This window comes from Bradyrhizobium sp. BRP23 (genome assembly GCF_020194135.1).
GTDB lineage: Bacteria > Pseudomonadota > Alphaproteobacteria > Rhizobiales > Xanthobacteraceae > Bradyrhizobium > Bradyrhizobium yuanmingense.
Genome location: NZ_JADYVW010000012.1, coordinates 133,924 through 160,719, shown reverse-complemented (window position 1 = coordinate 160,719; position 26,796 = coordinate 133,924). Strand labels below are relative to the sequence as shown.

General features: G+C 65.6%; 23 protein-coding genes. 9 read left to right on the top strand and 14 right to left on the bottom strand.

All coding sequences use genetic code 11. From position 1 onward, the window contains the following. Positions 1–119: 119 nt before the first annotated feature. The gene (gene mtgA, locus I6F24_RS28470; RefSeq protein WP_036002223.1) at positions 120–794 is read right to left on the bottom strand and encodes a monofunctional biosynthetic peptidoglycan transglycosylase; all 675 of its coding nucleotides are present in this window, start codon (positions 792–794) and stop codon (positions 120–122) included. 161 nt (positions 795–955) lie between these two features. On the opposite strand from mtgA, the gene I6F24_RS28465 reads away from it, so the two are divergent. Then, on the top strand, positions 956–1,879 hold the full coding sequence (locus I6F24_RS28465; protein WP_225152339.1) for a polyprenyl synthetase family protein: 924 nt from the start codon (positions 956–958) through the stop codon (positions 1,877–1,879). A gap of 79 nt (positions 1,880–1,958) precedes the next feature. Here I6F24_RS28465 and I6F24_RS28460 read toward each other — a convergent pair whose 3' ends face one another. Together I6F24_RS28460 and I6F24_RS28455 are read right to left on the bottom strand one after the other, a co-directional pair. Then, positions 1,959–3,752: a caspase family protein gene (locus tag I6F24_RS28460; RefSeq protein ID WP_225152337.1), complete on the bottom strand. Its 1,794-nt coding sequence runs from the start codon at positions 3,750–3,752 to the stop codon at positions 1,959–1,961. 182 nt (positions 3,753–3,934) lie between these two features. After that, a complete protein-coding gene (locus tag I6F24_RS28455) occupies positions 3,935–4,363 on the bottom strand; it encodes a GFA family protein (RefSeq protein ID WP_225152384.1) in 429 nt (142 codons plus the stop codon). Positions 4,364–4,457: 94 nt separating this feature from the next. Between I6F24_RS28455 and I6F24_RS28450 the strand changes: the two genes are divergently transcribed. The 3 genes from I6F24_RS28450 to I6F24_RS28440 all read left to right on the top strand — a co-directional run bounded on the left by I6F24_RS28450 (position 4,458) and on the right by I6F24_RS28440 (position 7,527). Next, positions 4,458–4,832 (top strand): nuclear transport factor 2 family protein, encoded by a 375-nt coding sequence (locus I6F24_RS28450; protein ID WP_225152335.1) that lies wholly within the window; start codon positions 4,458–4,460, stop codon positions 4,830–4,832. A gap of 183 nt (positions 4,833–5,015) precedes the next feature. Then, complete coding sequence (gene bla, locus I6F24_RS28445) at positions 5,016–5,873, top strand: class A beta-lactamase (protein WP_225152332.1); 858 nt, start codon at positions 5,016–5,018, stop codon at positions 5,871–5,873. 46 nt (positions 5,874–5,919) lie between these two features. Then, entirely contained in the window at positions 5,920–7,527 is a 1,608-nt protein-coding gene (locus I6F24_RS28440) for a Na+/H+ antiporter (RefSeq protein ID WP_225152330.1), read from the top strand. A gap of 108 nt (positions 7,528–7,635) precedes the next feature. On the opposite strand, the gene I6F24_RS28435 is transcribed toward I6F24_RS28440, so the two are convergent. Next, positions 7,636–8,439, bottom strand: coding sequence for an N-acetylmuramoyl-L-alanine amidase (locus tag I6F24_RS28435; RefSeq protein ID WP_225152381.1), 804 nt, complete (start codon positions 8,437–8,439; stop codon positions 7,636–7,638). A 406-nt stretch (positions 8,440–8,845) separates the two neighbouring features. Between I6F24_RS28435 and I6F24_RS28430 the strand changes: the two genes are divergently transcribed. After that, positions 8,846–9,601, top strand: a complete 756-nt coding sequence (locus tag I6F24_RS28430; RefSeq protein WP_225152328.1) for an outer membrane beta-barrel protein — start codon at positions 8,846–8,848, stop codon at positions 9,599–9,601. Between the two features lie 100 nt (positions 9,602–9,701). Here I6F24_RS28430 and I6F24_RS28425 read toward each other — a convergent pair whose 3' ends face one another. The 4 genes from I6F24_RS28425 to I6F24_RS28410 form a co-directional block, all read right to left on the bottom strand. Continuing rightward, positions 9,702–10,598, bottom strand: a complete 897-nt coding sequence (locus I6F24_RS28425) for a TauD/TfdA family dioxygenase (RefSeq protein ID WP_225152326.1) — start codon at positions 10,596–10,598, stop codon at positions 9,702–9,704. Positions 10,599–10,746: 148 nt separating this feature from the next. Then, positions 10,747–12,030 carry a flavodoxin-dependent (E)-4-hydroxy-3-methylbut-2-enyl-diphosphate synthase gene (gene ispG, locus I6F24_RS28420; protein ID WP_036023944.1) on the bottom strand — a complete coding sequence of 428 codons (1,284 nt, stop codon included), beginning with the start codon at positions 12,028–12,030 and terminating at the stop codon, positions 10,747–10,749. Positions 12,031–12,043: 13 nt separating this feature from the next. Continuing rightward, positions 12,044–12,997: a DMT family transporter gene (locus I6F24_RS28415; RefSeq protein ID WP_036002256.1), complete on the bottom strand. Its 954-nt coding sequence runs from the start codon at positions 12,995–12,997 to the stop codon at positions 12,044–12,046. 36 nt (positions 12,998–13,033) lie between these two features. Further along, a complete protein-coding gene (locus I6F24_RS28410; protein WP_036002259.1) occupies positions 13,034–13,528 on the bottom strand; it encodes a transcriptional repressor in 495 nt (164 codons plus the stop codon). 155 nt (positions 13,529–13,683) lie between these two features. Between I6F24_RS28410 and I6F24_RS28405 the strand changes: the two genes are divergently transcribed. From I6F24_RS28405 to I6F24_RS28395, 3 genes are read left to right on the top strand one after another with little or no spacing between them, the layout of a single operon-like run. Next, entirely contained in the window at positions 13,684–14,166 is a 483-nt protein-coding gene (locus I6F24_RS28405; RefSeq protein WP_036002289.1) for a MarR family transcriptional regulator, read from the top strand. Continuing rightward, positions 14,159–15,322, top strand: coding sequence for an HlyD family secretion protein (locus I6F24_RS28400; protein ID WP_036023947.1), 1,164 nt, complete (start codon positions 14,159–14,161; stop codon positions 15,320–15,322). Before I6F24_RS28405 ends, I6F24_RS28400 begins: the two co-directional genes overlap by 8 nt. Before the next feature lie 16 nt (positions 15,323–15,338). Next, the gene (locus tag I6F24_RS28395) at positions 15,339–16,895 is read left to right on the top strand and encodes an MDR family MFS transporter (protein ID WP_036023949.1); all 1,557 of its coding nucleotides are present in this window, start codon (positions 15,339–15,341) and stop codon (positions 16,893–16,895) included. 64 nt (positions 16,896–16,959) lie between these two features. Here the strand turns inward: I6F24_RS28395 and I6F24_RS28390 are convergent, their stop codons facing one another. The 6 genes from I6F24_RS28390 to pcaF form a co-directional block, all read right to left on the bottom strand. Further along, entirely contained in the window at positions 16,960–18,021 is a 1,062-nt protein-coding gene (locus I6F24_RS28390) for a phosphotransferase (RefSeq protein ID WP_036023951.1), read from the bottom strand. Positions 18,022–18,091: 70 nt separating this feature from the next. After that, on the bottom strand, positions 18,092–19,780 hold the full coding sequence (locus tag I6F24_RS28385) for a methyl-accepting chemotaxis protein (protein ID WP_225152324.1): 1,689 nt from the start codon (positions 19,778–19,780) through the stop codon (positions 18,092–18,094). Positions 19,781–20,042: 262 nt separating this feature from the next. Continuing rightward, positions 20,043–20,645 carry a protocatechuate 3,4-dioxygenase subunit alpha gene (pcaG, locus tag I6F24_RS28380; RefSeq protein WP_225152322.1) on the bottom strand — a complete coding sequence of 201 codons (603 nt, stop codon included), beginning with the start codon at positions 20,643–20,645 and terminating at the stop codon, positions 20,043–20,045. Further along, a complete protein-coding gene (gene pcaH / locus I6F24_RS28375; protein WP_225152321.1) occupies positions 20,646–21,347 on the bottom strand; it encodes a protocatechuate 3,4-dioxygenase subunit beta in 702 nt (233 codons plus the stop codon). It abuts the gene before it with no gap. 122 nt (positions 21,348–21,469) lie between these two features. Next, positions 21,470–22,363, bottom strand: coding sequence for a dioxygenase (locus I6F24_RS28370; protein WP_225152319.1), 894 nt, complete (start codon positions 22,361–22,363; stop codon positions 21,470–21,472). 100 nt (positions 22,364–22,463) lie between these two features. Next, positions 22,464–23,672: a 3-oxoadipyl-CoA thiolase gene (gene pcaF / locus I6F24_RS28365; RefSeq protein ID WP_036002283.1), complete on the bottom strand. Its 1,209-nt coding sequence runs from the start codon at positions 23,670–23,672 to the stop codon at positions 22,464–22,466. 320 nt (positions 23,673–23,992) lie between these two features. On the opposite strand from pcaF, the gene mutS reads away from it, so the two are divergent. Continuing rightward, a complete protein-coding gene (mutS, locus tag I6F24_RS28360; RefSeq protein WP_225152317.1) occupies positions 23,993–26,731 on the top strand; it encodes a DNA mismatch repair protein MutS in 2,739 nt (912 codons plus the stop codon). The last annotated feature ends 65 nt before the right edge of the window (positions 26,732–26,796 follow it).

Sequence of the window (26,796 nt, the reverse complement as noted above, 5' to 3'; positions counted from 1 at the left end):
CTCAGCACCCGCAAATAACGAGGCGAGCTGAATGCCGATCAAGGCCGCGCTTATAGAGGAAGGCTGGCTGTAAAGCTAGACTCTTGGGCCGGAAAATGCGCCCGGAACGGGCCAAAAAATCAGCGATTTTCCCGCCAACAGGTCGCAAGCGAGCTCGCCTGCCCCCGCGCCATATAGGTGGCTGCCAGCCGCCGGACGCCCGGTCCCGGGGTCCGGGCGCTGCGCTTGACCGGATTCGGCAGGATCGAGGCCAGAAGCGCCGCCTCGCGGGGCGAGAGGCTTTCGGCCGATTTGCCGAAGGCATAGGCGCTGGCCGCCTCGACCCCGAACTGCCCCTGCGGGCCGAGCTCGGCGATGTTGAGGTAGATTTCGAGAATCCGCTGCTTGGGCAAGACGAGGTCGATCCAAAGCGCCAGCGGGAATTCGAGCGCCTTGCGAACGAAGTCGCGCCCCTGCCACAGGAACAGGTTCTTCGCGACCTGCTGGGTGATGGTGGAGGCGCCCCGGAAGGCGGTGCCGTCCTCCCTGGCGTCGTCGATCGCCTCGCGCAGCGCCCCCCAATCGATGCCGTGATGCTTGCAGAAATGGGCATCCTCGGCCGCCACCACCGCGCGCGGCAGAGAGGGCGACATATCAGCGAGATCGATCCACTCCCGCTGCATCGGCGCGCCCCGCAGGCTGCGCCAGGCCATCAGCGTCGAAACTGGGTGGCCGGTGCGGTAGAACGGCGCGATCACATAGGGCGCGAGGACCACGAGCGCGAGCACCACCAGCAGGATTTTGACGATGCGCAAATCGACCTTTCCGGCACGAACTGACGAGCGGCCACGGGCTGGAGCATTAAGTCTGTGATAATTCGGGCCTTTTCCAGCACTTTTTAGGCCTTCCAAACGATTGACTGGCGCGGGCGCATAAAGGATTGTCCCGCCGAATTTTAGTTCTGGAGCCCTTCTTGATGACCGGCACGTCCCCGTCCGATTTCGCCAAACGTCTGGACAAGACCGCTGATGACACCGAAGCCCTGCTCGGGCGCCTGCTGTCGGACGACATCCTGCATGACGAAATCGCCCGGCCCAAGCGACTGATGGACGCAATGCGCTATTCGAGCCTGAACGGCGGCAAGCGCCTGCGGCCGTTCCTGGTGGTCGAGAGCGCCGCCGTGTTCGGCGTGCCGCGCGAGGCGGCCCTGCTCGTGGGCGCCGCGCTCGAATGCATCCATTGCTATTCGCTGATCCATGACGACCTGCCGGCCATGGACAATTCGGACCTGCGCCGCGGCCGCCCCACCCTGCACAAGCAAACCGACGACGCCACCGCGATCCTCGCCGGCGACGGCCTCCTGACGCTCGCCTTCGATATCATCACCCGCGACGAGGTCCATCGCGACGCCGATGTGCGGCTGCTCTTGACGCGTGCACTGGCGCGCTGCGCCGGCATCGGCGGCATGGTCGGTGGCCAGATCCTCGATCTCGCCGGCGAAGGCCGCTTTGGCGGCAACGAGCCGATCGACGTCGCCCGTATCCAGCAGATGAAGACCGGCGCGCTCTTGCGCTACGGCTGCATTGCCGGCGCGATCCTCGGCCAGGCCTCGAAGGCGGAATATCAGGCGCTCGACGATTACGGCCGCGCGCTCGGCGAAGCCTTCCAGATCGCCGACGATCTGCTCGACGTCGAGGGCGATGCGGCCGCGCTCGGCAAGCCGGCCGGCGCCGATGCCGCGCTCGGCAAGACCACCTTCGTGACCCAGCTCGGGATCGAAGGCGCCAAGCAGCGCGTGCGCGACCTGCTCGCGCGCGCCGACAGCGCCGTCTCGATCTTCGGCGACCGCGCCGCAATTTTGCAGGCCGCCGCGCGTTTCGTGGCCGAGCGGAAGAACTGAGCTAAAGCGCGATGCGATCAGGATGAATCGTCATCGCGCTTTAGGTTATTGTTCGAGTGGTCAGGAAAGCCGTGCCATTTCAGTTGCAGACCTCGACATTGGCGTCGACGTGGGGGCCGCCGCCGCCGCGATAAACGAGGCGGCAACCGGGCCTGACCGGCCGGCAGAGCAGAGCGTTGCAAAAGATCTGACCACTGCCGCTCGAGGCACGGCCCGCGCCAGCCGCCGCGGCTGCACCGTAGCCACCCGCAGCAGCACCGGCCCGCTGCCGCGCAGGGCGGTCCTCGCCGTCGTCGCGCCGCGAGGTCGCGGGCTTTGACGCGGGCTTGGCCGCGCGCTTCTTCTCGCATTCATTGTCGTCGTTCAGGACATAGCCGTTGCCGCAAACGATCCTGGTGCACTTGTCGCCTTCGGCCTTGAAACCGTGCTCGCAGACCAGCGGGCAGACCCGTGATGGCTTGGCCTTGACCGCATCGAGCGCGTCGGTGCTCGCCACCTTCACGTCGAGCTTCGTGCCGGCATAGCGGTTGAACTGCGACAGCGACCGCTGCGAGGACGTATTCCAATTGCCGTCGGCCTGCCCGGAGAAGCAGCCGACGCGGCCGAGCTCGCTCTGCACCGAGCGGTTGAGGTCGGCCGGCGCGGTCGCCGGGGTGAGCGCGGCAACGTTGGTGCCGGCGGCGCTCGTGGTGTTGCCCGGCGCAACGCCCGGCGCCGTGGCGGCGAGGTTGACGCGCTGCTGCTCGGCAGCGGCGGCCTGCTGCTGGGCCTGCTCCTTCGCCTTCTGCGCAGCAAGCTGCGCCTGCTCGGCGGCCTTCGCATCGGCCGCGGCCCTGGCTTGCGCATCCTTCTGCGCGCCGAGCGCAGCAAGGCGGTCGCGCTCGGCCTCGGCCTGCTTCGCTTTCGCGATCGCCGCCGCATGCGCCTGCTCCGCGCCGATCTTCTCGAGCTGGAGCTTGGCAAGGCTCGCATAGAACCCGTCGGGATGCTGGGCGAGGAAAGCTTCCCACGCCGGACGGTTGCCGACCTGGAGCGCGAGCTCGTAGTCGCGGCGGATATCGGCCTGGGGATTGGCTACGGGCGCCGCCGGCGCCAGCTTGACCGGCACCAGCGGCACGTCCTCGCCACCCAGCGAGCCGTAGACGAACGGCTCTTGCTTGTTGCCGGTGGACTTCAGGACATCGTCGCGCACGAAGCCGAAGGCGCGGCGGACGTCGAGGCCCGGCGTCGTCAGATGCTTCGACAGCGCGATGGTGAACGGGCTGTTGGCACCGTCGCCGTCCTGCGCGGTGAAGCCGGCCTTGGCCGAATAGGCGATCAGCGTGTTGGGGCTGGACGGCTCGACCTGGGCGAGGCCCCGGCCGATGCCGCGCGAAGCGACCGTGCGCTTCATCCGCTTGCTGAACGGATTGTCGCGGCAGGCATCGAGGATCACCAGACGCAATTGCTTGGCGGGCTCGACCGCGACCAGGACACGGTCGAGGGAGAGCGCCTCGTCAAAGACGTCGGTGTCCCGCTCGAGCTTGGCATCCACCGGGATCAGATAGTTCGAGCCCTCCACCTCGATGCCGTGGCCGGCGTAGTAGACCACGGCGATTTCGGCGTCGCGGGTCGCGTCGGCGAAGTCGCGCAGCACGCGCCGTGTCTCCAGCGCCGACAGATCGTGCCGGGAGTCGACGACGTCGAAGCCGGCCTCCTTCAGGGTCTTGGCCATCACCGACCCGTCATTGACGGGATTGGCGAGCGAGGGCGCGTGCTGATAGGCCGAATTGGCCAGCACCAGCGCCACGCGCTTTCCGGCAAAAGCAGGCCCGGCGCCGAACATCAGGCCGAGGGCGACGAAAAGCGGACAAAGTCTGAGCAAGCTGCGCATGACACGACTTCCGATGGTTCCAGGCCGTCCGGCCCTTTGGGACCGCTTTAGCAACATCCTCCGCCGGCGCTTGTGATGGAGGTCACGAAGCGGACCCCGGCGGCAGGCCGTACGACCTCTCTTGTTTGTCGCGCCAGCGCTGTCGCGGTTCGCCAACGGATGGCGGTGCGGACCGGGTTCCGTCAGACAACCCCGACGTGCTCCCGATATTGCGGCAGATCGTCCGCAATTTCATGCCAGGGCGCCTTCGAGCCGACGAAAATATGGGCGCTCGGCCGGATCGAGGGGGCATCGACCAGGGTTCCCATGGCGACGTGGACCCACTCTCCTTCCCGGACCCGGGAATAGAGCAGCGAGCCGCAGCGGCCACAATGCGCGTCATGGGTGGTGTCGTCGCCGAAAATCATCCGGAGGTCGCTACCCCTGACAATACGAAGCCTGTCTTGCCGGATGCCGGCGAAGGGCTTGAAGGCGGCACCGGTGGTGCGCCGGCAGTTCGAGCAGTGGCAGTTCATCGCATAGGCGAACGCATCGGCCACCTCGAAGCGCACGGCGCGGCAAAAGCATTCGCCGACAAGAATGCGAGCGTTCGAATTTTCTGATTCTGTCATCGTGACGCCTTCACGCAAATCGCTGACACACCCATAGCGCATTTCGACGTGTACGACTAAGTTGGCCCGAAGCCATCATGCAAAGGAACGATCCATGAGCCAGGACCGGTCGAGCGTCGAAGCCGTCGTGCAATCCTATTTTGACGGACTTTACGAGGGCGACGCCGACAAGCTCGGCGCCATCTTCCATCCCTCCGCCGATCTGCGCTGGGTCGAAAAGGGCGAGCTCCAGGTTCTGACCGTGCCGGACTGGCTCGACCGCGTGCGCAAGCGCGCCTCGGCCAAGGCCGAAGGCAAGCCGCGCGAGGACTTCATCGTCACCATCGACCGCTCGGACGATAAGACCGCTTTCATCAAGGTGCGCTGCCAGCTGCCGCCGCGCTATTTCACCGACTATCTCGTGGCGATGAAGCTCGCCGACGGCTGGCAGATCGTGTCGAAGTCGTACCGATATGATTTGAGGGACTGACAGGCGCCGTCCTGCTGCCCGAATTCGGACGCACTCGCTATCCAATTCTCCGTCATTGCGAACGCAGCGAAGCAATCCAGAATCTCACCGCGGAGACAGTCTGGATTGCTTCGCTGCGCTCGCAATGACGACGCGGATGCAGCGTCCGCTCCATCTCCCACCCCTGCGCGCCTGGAAATCACCATGCTTGTCGACCGCCGCTCCCTGCTCGCCTCATTCGCCTGGTTGGCCGCCTCCCCTGCGCTCGCCGGGGATGCCCCATCAGAATTCGAATCCTACGAGCGCGAGAGCGGCGGGCGGATCGGGCTCTATGCGGAGAATCTCGCAACCGGCAAGAAGCTCTCCTGGCGCGCCGACGAACGGTTCGTGATGTGTTCGACGTTCAAGGCTTCGCTCGCCGCCAGCGTGCTGGCGCGGGTCGATCGCGGCGAGGAGCAACTCGCGGCCATGATCCGGTATGGCCAGTCGGATCTGCTGGAATACGCGCCGGTGGCGAGGGAAAATCTCGCGGCCGGCAAGATGTCGGTCGGCGAGATGTGCAAGGCCATCGTCGAGCTCAGCGACAACACCTGCGCCAATCTGCTGCTGGCGCGGATCGGCGGCCCCGCCGCGCTGACCGCCTTCTGGCGGTCGCTCGGCGATACCACCTCGCGGCTCGACCACAACGAGCCCGAGCTCAACCGCTCGCAACCCGGCGACCCCCGGGACACCACGACGCCGGCAGCGATGGCGAGAAATTTGCGCCGGCTGGTCGCGGGCGAGGCGCTGTCGCCTGCTTCGCGGGCCCTGCTCACCGACTGGATGGTGAACTGCAAGACCGGCGCAAATCGCCTGCGTGGCGGACTCCCGGCAGGCTGGAAGATCGGCGACAAGACCGGCAACAACGGCAAGGACGCCTCGGGCGACATCGCGGTCGCCTGGCCGAAGCCGGATACGCCGATCCTGATCGCGGCCTATACCCAGGGCGGCACGCCGAGCGCGGCGCAGATCACATCCGCGTTCGCGCGGATTGGGCGGATGGTGGCCGAACGGCTGGCGTGAGCCGCGCATTGACCTAGCCGTCGCTTCCGGGTCAAGACAGACCATCATGGAAGCGAAGTTTCAGACCTTTCTCATCCTGCTGGCCGCGCTGGCAGGCGTGGCACTGGCCGCGCGACGCTTCAACGTCGCCCCTGCCATCCTGCTGATGCTGGCGGGCGTCGGCCTCGCTTTCGTGCCGGGCATGCCGACTGTGGAGCTGCCGCCGGAGCTGGTGCTGCTGGTGGTGCTGCCACCACTGATCTACTCGGCCAGCGTCGCGATGAGCTGGCGCGAATTCAAGAAGAACCTGCGTCCGATCGTGCTGCTCGCGGTCGGCGCCGTGATCTTCACCACGGCGATGGTGGCGGCCGCCACACACTACATGATCGGCCTGCCCTGGACCGTCGGCTTCCTGCTCGGGGCCATCGTCGCGCCGCCCGATGTGGTGGCGCCGCTCGCGATCGCGCGCCGGCTGAACATGCCGCGCCGCATCCTGGTCGTGCTCGAAGGCGAAGGTCTCGCCAACGACGCCACCGCGCTGATCCTCTACCGCTTCGCGCTCGCCGCGATCCTCGTCGGCCACTTCTCGCTGCCGCTCGCGGCCGGTGAATTCCTCCTCATCGTCGCCGGCGAGATCGCCTTCGGCATCGGCGTCGGCTGGCTCTCCTTGCGCCTTCGCAAATGGTCTGGAGATCCGCAGGTCGAGCTGACGCTGTCGCTGATCACGCCCTATGTCTCGTACTGGTTGCCCGAGCATGTCGGCGGCTCCGGCGTGATCGCAACGGTGGCCTGCGGCCTCTACGTCAGCTGGAACGGCCCATTGCTGATCTCCTCGGCGACGCGCCTGCAAGGCATCTTCTTCTGGGATCTCGTGATCTACCTGATCGAGGGCATGCTGTTCCTGCTCACCGGTTTCCAGATGCGCGCGCTCTACGAGAAATCAAAGACTTTTCCGCTCGACGACATTCTCATCGCAACCGCATTGGTCCTGGTGATCGTCGTGATCGCGCGTTTTGCCTGGCTCTATCCCGCAACTTATCTGCCGCGAATGCTCTCCAGGTCGCTGCGCGAGCGCGATCCTTCGCCGCCATGGCAATGGCCATTCGTGCTCGCCTTCACCGGCGTGCGCGGCGCGGTGTCGCTGGCCGCCGCGCTGGCGCTGCCGTTCACGCTGCCGAATGGCGAGGCGTTTCCGTATCGCGACCTGATCCTGTTCGTCGCCTTCGGTGTCATCTTCGTGACGCTGATCGGCGTCGGCCTGACGCTGCCGCCGATCGTGCGGTGGCTCGGCGTCGCCGAAGCCGGTCGTCACGAGCATGCCGCCGAGCACGAAGCGGAGATCGCCGCGCGCCGTCAGGCGCTGGAGGCCGCGCTGAAATCGCTCGACGCGCTCACGGCGGAAAAAGAGGTTTCCGACGAGGTGATGCGGCTGCTGCGCGCCCGCCACGAGATCCGCTTCAACCAGCTCCCGGACTCGCTCGATCCCAACCGTCACGACATCTCTGCCGCCGGCATCGCTCTGACCCGCGACCTGATCGCCGCCGAGCGCAAATTCATCCACAAGCTGCTGCGCGACGGCCAGATCACCGACGAGACGCGGCGGCGGATCGAGCGCGATCTGGATCTGGAGGAGGCGAGCCTGGCGAATAGGGAATATCGAGCCGGGCCGCTGTAGCTTCCTCGTCATTGCGAGCGTAGCGAAGCAATCCAGACTGCCTCTGCGGAAGGACTCTGGATTGCTTCGCTGCGCTCGCAATGACTGCTGCTGAACCGGCAGGGCCAACTACCGTCTCTCGCAAAACTCCCTCATTGCGGCCGCGACGGCTTGTGCGACCGCCTCGTGTCGCTCCGGCGAGTTCATCTCCATTTCCTCGTCGCGATTGATGATCGAGCCGGCCTCGAGCAGCACGGCGGCGCTCCGCGTGCGCGACAGCACGACCAGCCCGTCATAGCGGTAGACGCCGACATCCTTGTCGAGCAGCTGGCGCCGGTAGCGGCCCATCACCGGCAAGGTGTACTGGCTCGCATAGTGCAGGCCCTGCTGCTTCAATTGCCGGCCGATCATGCGAGCCAGCATCAGGCTGGTGGCGAAGTGCGGATTCTGCCGCGACACGAACAGCGAGTGGCCGGAAAAACGATCGCTGAAATAGCTCTTTGCGCCGTCGAATTCCCAGGTCTCGAGCAGCTTGTCCGGCACCGAATCATGATGGACCGACAGGAACAGATCGGCGCGGCCTTCGTTCGCAGCGCCGACGCGCTTGAACAGGCTCGGCCGTGCCTTGCCGTCGGTGACGAGCAGGCGGGTTGCGGCAAAGCCCTCGGCCTTGAGCTTGGCCGTGATGAGCCGTGCGAGGCGGAAGTTGAAGCCGAACTCCGGATCGTTGCGCGCGCTCAATGCACCGTAGGAGTCCGGCGTGTGGCCGACATCCACGACGATCCGGAATTTGGGCGTCTCGCACTTGAATGAAGGTGAGGGTTTCGGCCCATGTCTCGCACTCTTGCGCGCGATAGCAGCCTCGCTGGCCGTGACGAATGCAAGCGATGACAGAACGATCGAGGCGACCAGCCCGACGATGACGCTCCGCAGGTGCCTCAAGCGCTACTCCGCTGCTGCTCACGCATGCCGGTGCCGGCACCGCTTTCGGTGAGGAAGTTGTAGTCATTCGGGACGAAGGATGACGCGACCTTCGGCGGTGCTTTTTGCTTTTGATCACCTTGACGCAGGGAGGTCCGAGCGTCAACGCGCGGTCTGACCCCAGGGCGCCCCCTGTCTTGGGCGATCAGGCCGACCATCGCGTCGGCAACTAAGTATTTGAGACTAAATGAAAATGACGATCGTGTCGTTGCGCGATGCGGCACTGGCAATCGCGCGATTCCCACGCTCGCGGAGATTGTCGGCGACTGTTGCGGCGGAGCGACGGACGAACGCGCAACTAGCCGGTATTTAGACGGGGTTTGAATTCGAATCGTCCATTGAATGTCTACGGGGTCAAATGAAGAAACTCGCATTCGCAACCGCCGCTCTGATGGTGCTGTTCACAGGCGCTGCTTCGGCCGCTGACCTTGCAGCCCGACCCTACACCAAGGCACCCGCAATCGCCCCCATCTACGACTGGAGCGGCTTCTACGTCGGCATCAACGGCGGTGGTGGCTGGGCCGACAAGTGCTGGGATATCTACAACGATGCCGGCTTCACCGTTGCGCCGCCCTTCCGGGAAGGCTGCCACAATGCGAGCGGCGCCACCGTCGGTGGTCAGATCGGCTATCGCTGGCAGGCCACCAATTGGGTGTTCGGTGTTGAGGCGCAGGGCAACTGGGCCGACTTCACCGGCTCCAATTCCAGCTTGTTCTACGGCAATTTCACCAACCGCTCCGAGGTTGATGCGCTCGGCCTATTCACCGGCCAGGTCGGCTACAGCTGGAACAACGTTCTCTGGTACGTGAAGGGCGGCGCCGCCGTCACCCGCGACAAGTACGAGGGCGTGATCACCAGCATCGGCTTGGTGTTTGATCGCGCCACCGAGACCCGCTGGGGCGGCGTCGTAGGCACCGGCATCGAATTCGGTTTCGCGCCGAACTGGTCGCTGGCGCTCGAATACGATCACCTGTTCATGGGCCATCGCGACATCACCTTTAGCTCGTCGATCGTTCCGGGGGTCACGCGCGGGGATACGATCCGTCAGGATGTCGACATCGTCACCGCCCGCGTCAATTACCGCTTCGGTGGGCCGATCGTCGCCAAGTACTGAATTGGCCGCTCTTCAAGAAACGAAGCCCCGGTCTCGCGTCCGGGGCTTTCCTTTTGCGCGAAGCTGACTGATCGAAGTTGCTCTCCCGAGCCCGGCCCCATCAAACCGGCCGCTCGCCCTTCACCGTCACGCGCGTGCCCGAGCGTGTGTGTGGCCAGTAGTCCCACATCGCGCGGTGCTGGGTGCAGCGGTTGTCCCAGAAGGCGATGGCGTTCTCGGTCCAGCGGAAGCGGCACTGGAACAGCGGGTTTTCGGCGTGCTGGTAGAGATAGGCGAGCATCGCATCGCTCTCGTCGCGCGGGATGCCGTTGATGTGGCGGGTGAAGCCGCGGTTGACGTAGAGCGCCTTCTTGCCGGTGACCGGATGCGTGCGCACGACGGGATGCTCGGCATGGGGATAGGAGGGACGATCGGCAACGCCATAATTGGCATAGAGGCCGCGATAGATCGGCTCGCCGTCATGCAGCGCCGTCAAGCCGTCGAGATAGGCCTTCATGCGCTCCGACAGCGCCTCATAGGCCGCGTACATGTTGGCGAACAGCGTGTCGCCGCCGCGCGGCGGGCATTGCTTGATGTAGAGGATCGAGCCCATCGGCGGCTCGAGATCGCAGGAGACGTCGGAGTGCCAGCCCTCGCCATTGGCGCGCGGCGAGTTCTTGTCCGCATAGATCTTCATCAAGGCGGGGTCTTCGTCCTCATGCGGGGCGGCGGGATGAAAATGCAGCTCGCCGAACTTGCGACCGAAGGCAAGATGCTGCTGCGGTGTGATGTGCTGGTCGCGGAAGAAGATGACGAGATTCTCGGCGAGCGCGCGGTGGATCTCGTCCATCTGCCGGTTGGAGCGGGCATCGTCCGAGACGAGCTTGCCGATATCAACGCCGGAGATTTCCGCGCCGATGATGGGGGTGAGCTTCTCGACGGCGATGGTCTCATACGGCGCGCCGTCTTCAGCGGTGTGACGATAGCGCGGGCCCTGCTTGCCGGCGAGTGAGCTCATGGCGTGTCTCCCGATCGTTTTTGATTGGGAGCCATCGTAGCAACGTAGGGCGGGTTAGCGAAGCGTAACCCGCCACCTCGCGCCCGCAAAAAAATAGAGCGGGTTAGGCTGTGCTAACCCGCCCTACGATTCCGATGTTGAGGAGCGCCTACTCTGCCGCAGGAGCCGGCACCTTGGCGCCTTGGCCGTAGCGCTGGTCGATGTAGTCGATCACCAGCGCCTTGAAGTCGGCGGAGATGGTCGGGCCGCGCAGCGTGCGGAACTTCTTGCCGTCGACGAAGACGGGCGCGGCCGGCGCTTCGCCCGTGCCGGGCAGCGAGATACCGATATTGGCGTGCTTGGACTCGCCGGGGCCGTTGACGATGCAGCCCATCACCGCGACGTTGAGCTCTTCCACGCCGGGATATTTGGTCTTCCAGGTCGGCATCTCGTCGCGGATGAAATCCTGGATCGAGCGGGCCAGCTCCTGGAACGTGGTCGAGGTGGTGCGGCCGCAGCCTGGGCAGGCGGCAACCAGCGGCACGAAAGTGCGGAAGCCCATGGTCTGCAAGAGCTCCTGGCCGACCTGCACCTCGCGGGTGCGGTCGCCGCCGGGCTCGGGCGTCAGCGAGATGCGGATGGTGTCGCCGATGCCCTGCTGCAAGAGGATGCCGAGCGCGGCCGAGGACGCAACGATGCCCTTGGAGCCCATGCCGGCCTCGGTGAGACCGAGATGGATGGCGTAGTCCGAACGGGACGCGAGATCCTGATAGACCGCGATGAGGTCCTGCACCGCCGAGACTTTTGCCGAGAGGATGATGCGGTCCTTGGGCATGCCGAGCTCTTCGGCGCGCGCCGCCGAGAGCAGCGCCGACTGCACCATGGCCTCGCGCGTCACCGCGCGCACGTCGCGCGGATTGGGCGAGGCCGCGTTCTCGTCCATCAGCTTGGTCAAAAGCTCCTGGTCGAGCGAGCCCCAATTGGCGCCGATGCGCACCGGCTTGTTGTTCTTGTTCGCGATCTCGATGATGTCGGCGAACTGGGTGTCGCGCTTGTCCTTGAAGCCGACATTGCCGGGATTGATGCGGTATTTGGCCAGGGCCTCGGCGCAGGCCGGATAGGCCGCGAGCAGCTTGTGGCCGATATAGTGGAAGTCGCCGATCAGCGGCGTGGTGATGCCGCGCTTGGCGAGGCCGTCGCGGATGTACGGAACGGCGGCTGCGGCCTCCTCGCGGTCCACGGTGATGCGGACCATTTCGGAGCCGGCGAGCGCGAGCGCTGCGACCTGGGCGATGGTGCCTTCGACATCGGCGGTATCGGTGTTGGTCATCGACTGCACGACGATCGGCGCACCGCCGCCCACAGTGACGTTGCCGACCTTGACCTGGGTGGTCCGATGCCGGGGCGCCGGGCCCGCAATGTCTGAATCGAGAGGGTTTTCGAGCTTGTTCATGGCGGTCCAAATATCAGGTTTTGGTGACGTTCAGCAATGCATCACGCGGCGCCGCAGCTGATGGGCTGGGACGGTTAACCAGAAAAAGCCCAGCAATTACAAGGACCGCTGCGGCCCCGAATGTCAGGCTGAGGGTGTCGTGCATGATGAAATAGCTACCCACCACGCCAAACAAAGGGGTGATGAAGGTAAAAGCGGACAATTTGCTGGCCGAATAGGCCTTCACCAGCGCGAACCAAAGCGTGAACGTGGTTCCGACCACCCAGATCGCCTGGAAGGCCATCAGGCCGAGCGACAGCGGCGACGGAGTGTGGGTGATGGATTCGCCGAACAGCCAGGCCGCCAGCCCCAGGATCGGGATCGAGGTCGCGACCTGATAACCCAGGGCCTTCTCGGGCGCGGCGAAGCGCAGCCGCGTGCCCTTGGCAACCAGCGTCGTCGCGGCCCACAGCGCGGCGCCTCCGACGATCATGAGATCGCCGAGCAGAACCTGCGAATCGACATTGGGCTGGGGCACGCCGATCGCAAGCGCCACGCCGGCAAAGCTGATGGCAAGGCCGAGCCATTGCGCGCCACCGAGACGCTCGCCGAGCACCTGGTAGGAGCCGAGCGCCACGAAGAACGGCGCGGTGTAGAGGAACACCACCGCACGAGAAGCAGACGTGAAGTGCAGCCCCTGGAAGATCAACACGAACTCGATGCCGAACATCAGCCCGGCGATCAGGCCGGGCTTCCAGGTGCCGTCACGTTCGAAGAATTTGACGCCTCGAAAGGTGCCGATGAGGAACAGCACCGGCAGCGCGCCCATCGAGCGGATGGTGGCCTGGAGCATCGGCGGAATGTCCGGCAGCACCAGCTTCACCGCGATCTGGTTGAATCCCCAGGTCAGGCATAGCATGAGCATCAGGGCGATGGCGCCGGCACTGAGGGGACGGCCGGCGGACGGTATGGCTTGAGGTGCGGACATTTCTTCCCAAAAATCCGGCTTTGCGCCGTTGTTGCTTCAAGACATTTTCTGACAATGCGTGCAGACGCCCGTGATCTCCACCACAGACAGCTTTGGCGCGAAGCCTGAGCTGCGCGCGGCGGCGTTGAGGTCCTTGGCGAAGGACGCCGAGGAGATCTCGCCGACCAGGCCGCAGCGCTCGCAGATCAGGAACGCCACCGCGGAGGTCGAATCGTGGTCGTGGGCTGCGCAAGCGAGATAGGCGTTGCGGCTTTCGATGCGATGCACGAGGCCGTTGGCCATCAGGAAGTCGAGCGCACGATAGATCGTGATCGGTGCCGGCCGCGCCATCGACTTGGCAAGCTCGTCGATGATTTCGTAGGCGCCGAGCGGGCGGTGGCTAGAGAGCAAGGCACCCAGCACCTGGCGGCGGATCGGCGTGAATTTCTGCGCGCGCTGCTGGCAGACCACCTCGGCATGCGCAAGCGCGTCCGCGGTGCAGCGGCCGTGATCATGGTCGGGCGCGGGGAATGCCGGCTTTGCGAGGCTCATGTCGCCGTCTTCTAGCATTTCGGCGGGGGAACCCAAAGCACGACGAGCCGTCCGGCTGCCAGCCATGCTCCTCCCGCGGGACAGCACCGCGCCCCCGGTCCGTGAATTAATCATAAGCTTGCTTATAATATTCAAGCTTATTGGAGACGACGCTCATGAGCCGCGGGTCGGTCGACCAGAATTTCCTGTTCACGCTCGGTGAGCTCTATCGCCTCTTGCGCGTCTATGCCGACAAGGAGGCCTCGCGCTTCGGCATCACCCGGGCGCAATGGGCGGTGCTGGCCAAGGTGGAGCGCAGCGAGGGCATGAAGCAGTCCGAGCTCGCCGAGCTCCTGGAGATGCAGCCGATCACGCTGACACGGCTGATCGACAAGCTCTGCGACAACGACTGGATCGAGCGCCGCAGCGACGCTTCGGATCGCCGGGTCAAGCGCCTGTACCTCAAGAAGGCCGGGCGGCAATTGCTCGGCCGCATGAGCGGCCTGAAGTCGGAGCTGACGGCGAACGCGCTCGACGGCATCAATCCGGCGGACGCGCACCGCCTCCTCACCCAGCTCGAAACCATCAAGGAAAACGTGCGAACCGCGATCCAGGCATCCGGCGCGGAGCAAGCACGCAAGGAGCAGCGCCATGGCTGATCAGGTCGTCAAGTTGCAGCCCGAGCAGAAGAGCGACAGCGGCAAGCCGACCAAGAAGGCCGGCACCGATCCGCGCCGCCGCCTGCTGGCGGGCCTGCGCCGCTATCGCCGTTTCCTGCTCCTGGTCGTGCTGCCTGTCATCGTCGCCATCGGCGGCATCACCTTCTATCTGCATGGGGGCCGCTATGTCGGCACCGACGATGCCTATGTCGGCGCACAGAAGGTGCTGGTGACACCCGACATCTCCGGCAAGATCCTGAAAGTCATCGTCAAGGAAGGCCAGTCGGTCAAGCGCGGCGACGAACTGTTCGAGATCGACCCGGTTCCTTTCCGCCTCGCGGTCGAGGAGACCAAGGCGCAGCTCGCGCAGGCGCGCACGACCTATGACAACCTCGTCGCCAACATCAAGATCTACGGCGACATGTTGGGCCTCGCCCAGCAGGGCATCGATCTGAAGCAGCGCGACGTCGAGCGCAAGCAGGCGCTGGTGAAGAACAATTTCGGCTCCCAGCTCGATCTCGACAACGCCTCCAACGCACTGGTCACCGCCGGGGCGCAGGCGCAGTACATCAAGCAGCAGCTCTCCAACGCAAAGACCCAGCTGCTCGGCAACCCTGATCTGCCGCTCGAGCAATTCCCGCCCTACGCTCAGGCAAAAGCCAAGCTGGATGACGCGCAGCGCAACCTCGACCACACCGTGCTGCGCGCGCCGATGGATGGAGTGGCGACGCAGGTCGAGCAGATTCAGCTCGGCCGCTATGTGCCCGCCGGCACGCCGGTGTTCTCCATCATCGACGTCGCCCATCCCTGGGTCGACGCCAATCCGAAGGAGAGCGACCTCACCTATGTCACCGAAGGCCAGTCCGTCACGCTCGAGGTCGACGCATTCCCGAACCATGTGTTCAAGGGCAAGATCGGCTCGCTCTCGCCCGGCACCGGCGCGCAATTCGCGATCCTGCCGCCGCAGAACGCCATGGGCAATTTCGTCAAGGTGGTGCAGCGCGTGCCGATCCGCATCTATTTCGACGAGACCGACAAATATGTGCGGAAGCTGAAAGCCGGCATGAGCGTCTACGCCACCATCGACACCGGTCATCGGCGGTCGCTTGCCGGCCTGCTCGGCCTGTCCGCGACCGCGGGCCAGGATAAAGAATAAGACAAGGACTGGCGCGATGTCCGGCCCCCATGCCAGCCCGATGGTCCCCGGCCTGCGCCGGAACATGGTGACGATCTGCGCCATGACCGCGACCATCATGCAGGCGCTGGACACCACCATCGCCAACGTCGCGCTGCCCTACATGCAGGGCACGCTGTCGGCCTCGCAGGACCAGATCAACTGGGTGCTGACCTCCTACATCGTCGCCGCCGCGATCATGACGGCGCCGGTGGGCTGGATCGCCAACCGCTTCGGCCGCAAGCGCATCTTCATCATCTGCTCGGCCGGCTTCACCATGGCGTCGGTGCTGTGCGGCCTCGCGCAGGACATCAACCAGATGGTGCTGTTCCGCCTGCTGCAGGGCGTGTTCGGCGCAGCGCTGGTACCGCTGTCGCAATCGGTCATGCTCGACTATTACACGCTTCAGGAACGCGCCAAGGCGATGGCGATCTGGGGCATGGGCGTGATGATGGGTCCGATCATGGGACCGTCGCTGGGAGCCTGGCTCACCGAGACCTATTCCTGGCACTGGGTGTTCTTCGTCAACCTGCCGTTCGGCATCATCACCGTGCTCGGGCTGGTCGTCTTCATGGACGAGACCAGGAAGGATTTCAGCCTCAAATTCGACTGGTTCGGCTTCGCCGCGCTGGCGGTCGCGATCGGCGCGCTCCAGCTCGCGCTCGACCGCGGTGAGCAATTGGGCTGGCTGGAATCGAACGAGATCCTCGCCGAGTTCATCGTCTCGGCCGTCGCGTTCTACTTCTTCCTCGCGCATTCCTTCACGACCTCGACCCCGTTCATCCGCTTCGCCCTGTTCCGGGACCGCAACTTCGTCACCGGCTGCCTGTTCATGATCGTGATGGGGCTCGTCCTGTTCTCGACCATGGCACTCGCCTCGCCCTACATGCAGAACGTGATCGGCTATCCCATCATCACCGCCGGCCTGCTGCTGGCGACCCGCGGCATCGGCACCTTCTTCGCCATGATGCTGGTCGGCCGCATGATGCGTTATATCGAGGCGCGCACGCTGATCATCTGCGGCCTGACGCTGACGGCGGGCTCGCTGTTCCAGATGACGGGCTGGACCGATCTGACCCAGGTGCCGGAGATCGTCACGGTCAGCGTCATCCAGGGTTTTGGCTTCGGCCTCGTCTTCGTGCCGCTCTCGACCGTGGCGTTCCTGACACTGTCGAACGAGCTGCGCACCGACGGCACCGCGATGCTGACCCTGATGCGCAACGTCGCGAGCTCGGTCGGCATTTCCGTCGTCATCGCGCAATTGACGCAAGGCACGCGATGGACCTACGCGATCCTGTCCGAGCACATCAACCCGTTCAACCACGCGCTGCAGATGCCCGGCGTCAGCGGCATCATCAATCTGTCGACCGACACCGGCCGCGCCATGGCCGACAGAATGGTCAACGTGCAGGCGCAGATCATCGCCTTCGCGCACGACTACCAGCTGGTGATGCTCTTCATCCTCTGCACCATCCCGCTCGCTTTGCTGATCGGCTCGACCAAGGCGACGCTGCGCAAGCAGGCGGCGGGGCCGGAGCATGCGGTGATGGAGTAGCGGATCTCGGGCCCCGGACGCAGCGCAGCGCTACACGTTGCACCGCGTCCGGAACACAACAGCGCTACAACAGCTCCTCGCAGCCCAAATCATCCACGGCCGCAAACGCCCGCTCCAGATTGTTCCACCAGATCAGCGGCGGGATGTTGATGCTCCACTGCCAGACCGGCCGCGTGATCTGCCAGAGCACCGCCCAGCGATAGTCGCGGTCGAGCGCTCCGCGCGAATAGCCGGTGATGCCGCTCTCGATCAGCGTGTCGTGGTAGAGATTGAGCAGCAGCCGTTCGAGCGCCTGCCGGCGTTCCGGATACCAATGCATCGCCATCATGTAGGCGAGATCGTGGGTCGGAACGTCGATGCTCCAAAGATCGAAATCGAAGATGCGCACGGTGTCATCGATTCCCGTGCGCGGCAGCAGGAAATTCCAGACATGGGCATCGCCATGCGTGATACTGAGGTGGCGGCGTGAATGGTAACGCTGGGACAGCCGCTCCGACTGATCGATGAGCCGACGATAGAGGATCCGCCGTTCCTCGCTGAGGCGATCGCCGAGAAGATCGGCAAAGCGGTCGTAATGCCCCGCGAACGTCTCCATGCGTTGCGCGCTGTCCTCCACGCTGGCCCAGGTGCCGAGGGTCTCGCCGAGGCTCGGATGGTCCCACCAGGCTGCATGCCAGCGCGCCAGCGTCGTGACGATGGCGAACGTCTGCTCACGCGACGGCGGCACCGGCCAGGCCGTCGCGATCTCGTGGCTGTCGGTGAGATCTTCCAGGAGCAGATGCCAGGCGAAGCTGTCCTCGTCGAAATGCCCATCAAAGCAGCGCGGCACGAGTCCCGGCGGCATCTGCGGCACCAGCTGCGTGTAATAGCCCACCTCGCGCCGGCCGCCATTGGCGAGGCGCTTGGCGAAAGCGGCATTGGGCGTCTTGAGGATCAGCGACTGCGGAGCACCGGCGGACTCGCCGACATAGCGCAGCCCGAGCCTGACGATATGCGACACCACTGTGTCGCGCTGATGCAGCACCTTCACCTCGCGGACGGCGCCTGCATCCAGCGCGCCGCCCCGGCGCAGCGCGGCCGTCAGTCGGGCGGGCTCAACGACCGCCGGCAATTGTGGAGATGTCATGAACCACGATGCCCCTGTCCCGCGTCATACTGCACGATCACATGCCCGGGCACCAGCGGCTGCCGCCGGCTCAGGCTGCGGCGGTCGAGTCGCGCACCGTCCGCACGACGATCGCGCGCAGTTGATCGAGATTGGCCGTCATCCCGGCGATCGCCTGCCTCACATCCGCGGCGCGCTGGTTGACGGAGGCGGCATCGCGGCTGACGTCGCCGATCTTGGCCGAGACCTCCTGTGCGGCGGAGGCCGATTCGGAAATCGAACGCGTGATCTCCCGGGTCGCGGCATCCTGCTGTTCCATCGCGGCAGCGACCGATGTCGCCACGCCGTCGATCTCGATGATGTGGCCTCCCATAGCCTCGACGGCGTCCACCGCGGCCTGCGTCGAGGCCTGGATCTCGGCAATCAGCCGCCCGATCTCCTCGGTGGATTTGGCGGTCTGGTCGGACAGCGATTTCACTTCGGCGGCAACCACCGCGAAGCCGCGGCCGGCCTCGCCGGCGCGCGCCGCCTCGATCGTCGCGTTGAGCGCGAGGAGGTTGGTCTGGCCTGCGATGCCGCCGATGAGGTCGGAGACCTCCGCGATCTTCTTCACCGATCCGGCCAGCGCCTGAATGGTCGAACGCGCCTGCTCGCGGCCGGCGACGGCCGATTTGGTGACGGTGCTGGTCCGCGCGACCTGGCTCGTGATCTCGCGGATCGAGGCGCTCAACTCTTCGGCCGCAGCGGAGACGGCCTGCGAGCTGCCGAGCGCCTGGGTCGAGGCCGCCGCCACCGCCTGCGACTGCGCAGAGAGCGACTTTGCGATCTCAGAGAGGCCGGAGGCGGCTTGCTCCACGCCCTGCGTCGCCGCGGTCGCGGTATCGACCGAGCGGCCGGTCTCGCGCTCGACCGTTTCGGCCATCTGGTGCAGGGCGGAGCGCTTGGCGAGCGCCGCCGCCTGTTCCTGCCGCAACTGCTCCTCGCGCAGACGGGAGTTCTCGACCGCCGCCTGCTTGAACACCACAAGCGCACCCGCCATCGAGCCGACCTCGTCCTGGCGCTGCGCGAACGGAATGTCGGCGGCGAGATCGCCCGTCGCGAGCTTCTGCATCGTGTCCGTCATGCGCACGATCGGGCGCACCACGCCGAGGGCAACACCCAGCAGGCCGGCGGTAACGAAGGCGAGGACGGCGATGGAGACGCCGAGGAGGATATAGAGCATCGCGCTGTCGCGGTCCGCGGCCAGCTTCTCCATGGCGGCATTCCGCTTGTTAGCACTCTCGACGATGCTGTCGATGACGGCGCGATGCGCGGTATAGGCCTCCTTGAGCTGCGCATAGACGCGCTCGGAAGCCGCCGCGTCCTTGGCCTTGAGGGCGGGCAGAAGCTGATCCGACGCCTTCCAGAATTTCTGCACCTCCGCATCGGATTTCGACACCAGCGCGGTCTTGAGGTCGGCCGAGAGGCTGGAGGAGACCCAGAACGCCTTGCGCTCGTCGTAGTCCTTGCGCAGCTGGACCAGACGCTCGCCGTGGGCCGCCAGCTGATCCGGCTCGCGCATGGCCAGCGTCGCCTCGAGATAGGCTTCGATGATGTATTCGGGCGGCGGCAGGATGTCGGCAATGAGGTCATTGCCGAGCTTGATGTCGGAATAGAGCGGACCGCCGACCTTGAGCTCTTTTAGGGCGTACAGGCTGGTCGAAACAACGGCGGCGAAACCAATGGCGAGAACGATGCCAAACGCGACGATCGCAGAGGACAAGGACAGACGAAATTTCATGAAACAATCCAGGTCGGCGTCGAAACTGCGGCCACCCTAGACGACTACGGTAAATACGGGATTGATTCGCGCCGGAATTGTATTTCACGAACCCCGCATGAATACGGAGATTAGGCGTCAAGTCATCGGTATTGAGTCAGCGAGGCTGACGCACAACCGCGCAAACCAACGTTCGAGTCTGATGCGGCAACGCAGCACCGGCTCCGATGCGCCGAATGAGATATGTGTGCCGAGGAGCAGGCCTCCCCGGCACGCCCTGCCCTCATACGTCGAAGAACACCGTCTCGTTGTCGCCCTGCAGGTGCAGGTCGAGCCGGTAGACCGGTTTGCCGGCCTCGCGGACCGCAGTGATCGTGGCGCGGCGGTCGGCAGGCACCAGCGCCAGCACGGGATCGGCGGCGTTGCCGGCCTCGTCGCTGAAATAGATGCGGGTGTAGAGATGCCTGAGCATGCCGCGGCCAAACACCGCAAGCAGGATGTGCGGCGCCTGCGGCTTGCCCTCAGGATCCGGCACCGCGCCCGGCCTGATGGTCTCGAAAGAATAGTTGCCGTCCTTGTCGGTGCCGCAGCGGGCAAAGCCGCGGAAGCTCGCATTCGGCAGCGCGCGCTTGTCCTGGGGATCGGCGAAGCGGCCCTGCGCATCCGCCTGCCAGATCTCCAGCATGCAATCGGGGACGGCCACGCCGTCGCCATCGAACACCCGGCCCTCGATGCGGATGCGGTCGCCGGTGACATCGGGCGTCAGCGTCGAATTGGTGAACGCGTCGTTCCAGGCGTACTCGCCGGTCGGCGTCAGGCCGTATTTGAAGAACGGACCGACCGTCTGCGATGGGGTGATCCCGTCGGGCTTCGCGGACTCTTGCACTTAATGGTTCTCCATGGGGGTGGCGTCCTTGCCGCGCAGCACGATGTCGAAGCGGTAACACAGCGCCCATTCGGGCTGGGTATTCTCCAAGTCGAACGACGAGACCATCCGCGCTCGCGCCTTCTCGTCCGGCACCGAGTTGAAGATCGGGTCGAACGGGAACAAGGGATCGTTCGGGAAATACATCTGCGTCACGAGGCGCGTGACGAAGGAATGGCCGAATACCGACAGATGGATGTGCGCAGGCCTCCAGGCGTTATGATGATTGCCCCAAGGGTAGGCGCCAGGCTTGATCGTCACGAAGCGATAATAGCCGGACCCATCGCTCACGGTGCGGCCCGCGCCGGTGAAATTCGGATCGAGCGGCGCCGGATGCTGATCACGAACGTGGACATAACGGCCGCAGGAATTGGCCTGCCAGATCTCGACGAGCGAGTTCGGCACGCCGCGGCCGTCCTCGTCGCGGACATGGCCGTGCACGATGATGCGCTCGCCGAGCGGCTCGCCCGCGTGCTGGCGGGTGAGGTCGTTGTCGCCCTCGCGCACGGTCTCGTGGCCGTATACCGGCCCGGTCAGCTCCGACAGCGTATGGGGCATCGGAATCAAGGGCTTGTTCGGCGCGCGCTTGATCGAGCTCTTGTAGTCGGGCGACAGCGGCAGCGGATGCGCCGCGTTGCTGCCGGTGGGATAGATGAATGTCATTGGCGAACTCCTCCCGGCCGTTTTCGGTCCGGCCAGTCAACTCTTCCGCCAATCATTATAGGATATAACTAATTTGGGAAAGCCGGTTTGGCGGCGTTCCCGCGCATGGCAGCCGGCCGCTGCTACCTGATCGGCGCACGCGGAAGCACGGCCTCTCCGGCCTCGAGCCGGTAGGTATGGTCGAGCGAATACCAAGGCAACGAGGCGTCCTTCGCCGTCGGATGCGGCGTATCGTGGCGCACGAACTTGCCGATCAGCGCCTGCGTCACACCGAACTGCACGTCGCTGTCGATATGGGGGTCGCTGGGATCATAGACCTGCGAGATCAGCACCTTGAATCCCGGCTTGAAGATCAGGGCATGCAGATGCGCGGGACGATAGGGGTGGCGGGCCTGCGCCGCGAGCAGGCGGCCGACGACACCGTCGGTCGGAATGGGATAGCCGACCATCATCACCGAGCGGAAGGAAAGGCGCCCGTCAGAATCGGTCGTGAACTTGCCGCGCAGATTCATGTCGGCCTGCTCGGGGTCCTGGTTCTCGTAGAGGCCGACCGGCGAGGCGTGCCAGACATCGACCTCGGCACCGGCGACCGGCCGGCCGTCCTTATCGACGACGCGGCCGCTGACGAACAGCGTGGCCCCCGGTGTCTCCGAGCGCACGATCGATCCGCCATTCTCGACCCGGGGCGAATTCAACCGCCAGAACGGCCCGAGCAATGATTGATCGGTCTCCGTATTGCCTTGATCGCCGTTGTTGAGCAGGCACACCAGCGAGGAGGCGCCGAGCGACCCCGCCATCAGCACGACTTCGTTATGCGTGTCGGTGGTCAGCTTGCCGAGCTCGGCCACAATCGCCGCGGCGTCGCGGAACTCCTTCTCGGTCAGCCTGACATCGCGGACGAAGGCGTGCAAATGCTTGACCAGGGAGACCATGATCTCGCGCAGCCGCGGATCGGATGTCCGTTCCATTACCGCCAGGGCCGCGGCCGTGACGTCCTTCTCGCGCTCGATGATCACAGGCTATTTTCTCCCTGTCTTTCCGGAACGCGAGAGAAATGCGCGAGCCCGGGCACTTCGCCTCTCCCCGCGAAGAGCGGGGAGAGGTGAAGGAGAGAGTTCAATTCAGCTTCTCGATCGCAACCGCGACGCCCTGGCCGACGCCGACGCACATGGTGGCGAGTGCGAGCTTGCCGCCGCGCTTCTCCATGCCGTGCACGGCAGTGAGCGCGAGGCGGGCGCCGCTCATGCCGAGCGGATGGCCGAGCGCGATGGCGCCGCCATGCGGATTGACGAAATCGGCGTCATCGGCGACGCCGAGCTGGCGCATGCAGGCGATGCCCTGCGAAGCGAAAGCTTCGTTCAGCTCGATCAGGTCGAAATCGCTGATCTTCTTAGCCAGCCGTTCCATCAGCTTGCGGGTCGCCGGCACCGGGCCGATGCCCATGATCCGCGGCGGCACGCCGGCCGAGGCGAGCCCGAGGATGCGGGCGCGGGGCGTCAGGCCGTGCTTCCTGACCGCGGCTTCCGAGGCCAGGATCATGGCGGCGGCGCCGTCATTGACGCCGGAGGCGTTGCCGGCCGTGACGGTGCCGGGATTGCGCACGATCGGCTTCAGTTTTGCCAAACCTTCCAGCGTGGTCTCAGGACGCGGATGCTCGTCCTTGTCGATGGTGATCGGGCCGGCCTTGCCGCCGGGAATGGTGATGGGCGTGATTTCTTCCGCGAAATAGCCGGCGGCGATCGCTGCGCCTGCGCGCTGCTGCGAGCGGATGGCGAAGGCGTCCTGGTCCGCGCGCGAGACCTGGAACTCCTCGGCGACGTTCTCGCCGGTCTCCGGCATCGCATCGACGCCATACTGCGCCTTCAGCAGCGGATTGATGAAGCGCCAGCCGATCGTGGTGTCGAAGATTTCGGCCGAGCGCGAGAAGGCTTCCTGCGCCTTGCCCATCACGAAGGGCGCGCGGGTCATCGATTCGACGCCGCCGGCAATCGCGAGATCGATCTCGCCGGAACGAATGGCGCGGCCCGCCGCGCCGACCGCATCGAGGCCCGAGGCGCAGAGCCGGTTCAGAGTCTGGCCGGGAACCGAATCCGGCAGGCCCGCCAGCAGCAGCGCCATGCGCGCGACGTTGCGATTGTCCTCGCCGGCCTGGTTGGCGCAGCCGAAGAACACCTCGTCCACCTGTGCCCAATCGAGATTGGGGTGCTTGGCCATCAGCGCCTTGATCGGGGCGGCGGCGAGATCGTCGGCGCGCACCTTGGCGAGCGAGCCGCCGAAACGGCCGATCGGGGTCCGCACGGCATCGCAGATAAAGACGTCACGCATCGTTGTTCTCCCTGAATGCCGCGATCCGGCCAAATTCTTCAATGTCGGCGGAGTTTTAGGAGGGCGCCCGCGGCAGGTCAATTGACGGTTTCGCGGAGCAGACGTCATTCCGGGGCGCGCCATTTGGCGCAAACCCGGAATCCATTTGTCGGCGTGACGTGCGGCCCGATGGATTCGGGGCCTGCGCCGTTCCGGCGCATCCCGGAATGACGGCGGAAAATGTGGCAGCCGCATGCGCTACACGGACAACGTGGAAAACCTTCGCTTCCCCGGCAAAGCAAATAGGAGCAGGTGCCGAAATTTTGTAGGTTGCGCCGCCCATGACGATGCAACAGCCGATACAAGTTCCGCCCGCCGATGACACGCCCGCGCCGCAGGCCGAGGCTGCCGCGCGCGTCACGCCGATGATGGAGCAGTATCTGGAGATCAAGGCGGCGCATCAGGGCTTGCTGCTGTTCTACCGGATGGGCGACTTCTACGAGCTGTTCTTCGAGGATGCCGAGATCGCCTCGAGGACGCTCGGCATCGTCCTGACCAAGCGCGGCAAGCACCAGGGCGCGGATATCCCGATGTGCGGCGTGCCGGTCGAGCGCTCAGAGGATTATCTGCATCGTCTCATCAGCGCCGGGCATCGGGTCGCGGTCTGCGAGCAGACCGAGGATCCTGCCGCGGCGAAAGCGCGCGGCAACAAGAGCGTGGTACGCCGCGGCGTGGTGCGGCTGGTGACGCCGGGCACGCTGACCGAGGACACGCTGCTGGATGCACGTGCCAATAATTACCTGCTGGCGATCGCGCGCGCCCGCTCCTCCGCCGGCGGCGACCGCTTCGGCCTTGCCTGGATCGACATCTCGACGGCCGAATTCATGGTCACCGAGGTCTCGGGCGGCGAGCTCGCCGCGACGCTGGCGCGCATCAACCCGAACGAGGCGATCGTCACCGACGCGCTCTTTGGCGACAACGAGCTCGGCCAGACCTTGCGCGAGCTGCCGGCGGTGACACCGCTGACTCGCGACGTCTTCGACGGCGCCACCGCCGAGAAGCGGCTCTGCGACTACTTTGCCGTCGCGACCATGGACGGGCTCGCGCAGCTGACGCGACTGGAGGCCACCGCGGCGGCCGCCGCCGTCACCTATGTCGACCGCACCCAGGTCGGCAAGCATCCGCCGCTCTCGCCGCCCGCGCGCGAAGCCTCGGGTGCGACCATGGCGATCGATCCGGCGACGCGCGCCAATCTCGAGCTGACGCGGACGCTCGCCGGCGAACGCCGCGGCTCGCTGCTCGACGCGATCGACTGCACCGTGACCTCGGCAGGCTCCCGCCTGCTGGCGCAGCGTCTGGCGGCGCCGCTGACCGATGCGCCGGCGATCGCGCGGCGGCTAGACGCGGTCAGCACCTTCGTGGCCGATTCCGCCGCGCGCGAGGACATCCGCAGCATCCTGCGCGGCGCGCCCGACATGTCGCGCGCTCTGGCCAGACTCTCGGTCGGCCGCGGCGGGCCGCGCGACCTCGCCGGCATCCGCGACGGCATCATCGCCGCCGACCAGGTGCTGACGCGGCTCGCCGAACTGGATCAGCCGCCGCAGGAAATCGCGGCGGTGATGGCGGCGCTGCAAAGGCCGTCGCGCGCGCTCGCAGCCGAGTTCGCCAGCGCGCTCGACGAGCAGCTGCCGCTGATCAAGCGCGACGGCGGCTTCGTGCGCCAGGGCTACGCGCCCGCGCTGGACGAAGCGCGAAACCTGCGCGATGCCTCGCGTCTGGTCGTGGCCTCGATGCAGGCCCGTTACGCCGACCAAACCGGCGTGAAGGGTCTCAAGATCCGGCACAACAACGTGCTCGGCTATTTCGTCGAGGTCACCGCCCAGCACGGCGACAAGCTGATGTCGCCGCCGCTGAACGCGACCTTCATCCATCGCCAGACGCTGGCGGGACAGGTGCGCTTCACCACCGCCGAGTTAGGGGAGATCGAGGCCAAGATCGCCAATGCCGGCGACCGCGCGCTCGGCCTCGAGCTCGAGATCTTCGAGCGGCTCTGCGGCAAGGCGCTCGCGATCAGCGACGATCTGCGCGCCGCGGCGCAAGGCTTTGCGCTGCTCGACGTCGCGACGTCACTGGCCAAGCTCGCCGTGGACGAGAACTATGTGCGGCCCGAGGTCGACGGTTCGCTCAGCTTTGCGATCGAGGCCGGCCGCCACCCCGTGGTCGAGCAGGCGCTCAAGCGCAACGGCGAGCCGTTCATCGCCAATGCCTGCGACCTCTCTCCCGCGCCGGCGCAGAAGTCAGGCCAGCTCTGGCTGCTCACCGGTCCCAACATGGCCGGTAAATCGACCTTCCTGCGCCAGAACGCGCTGATCGCCTTGATGGCCCAGATCGGCAGCTTCGTGCCGGCGACGCGCGCGCGGATCGGCATCGTCGACCGCCTGTTCTCGCGCGTCGGCGCCGCCGATGATCTCGCCCGCGGCCGCTCCACCTTCATGGTGGAGATGGTCGAGACCGCGGCGATCCTGAACCAGGCCGGCGAGCGCTCGCTCGTCATCCTCGATGAGATCGGCCGCGGCACCGCGACCTTCGACGGCCTCTCGATCGCCTGGGCCGCGATCGAGCATCTGCACGAGAGCAACCGCTGCCGAACCTTGTTCGCGACGCATTATCACGAGCTGACCGCGCTCGCGGCGAAACTGCCGCGGATGTTCAACGCCACGGTGCGGGTGAAGGAATGGCAGGGCAACGTCGTGTTCCTGCACGAGGTGCTGCCGGGCTCGGCCGACCGCTCCTACGGCATCCAGGTGGCGAAACTCGCCGGCCTGCCGCCGGCGGTGATCACGCGCGCCAAATCGGTGCTGTCCAAGCTGGAGGCGCAGGACCGCGGCCAGACCGCACGAGCCCTGGTGGACGATCTGCCGCTGTTCGCTGTCCCTTCGCGCGCCGCCACTGAAGCCGCGCCGCCGAGCGAAGCGGAGCTGCTGATGGAGGCGGTGAAGGCGCTGCACCCCGACGAGATGTCGCCGCGCGAGGCGCTCGATGCTCTGTATGCGCTGAAGGCGAAACTGCCGAAGCAGTGACGGTGCCGTCGGGTGGGCGAAGCGGAGCGTGCCCACCGCTCCATGAAGCGATCGGGGAGAGATGG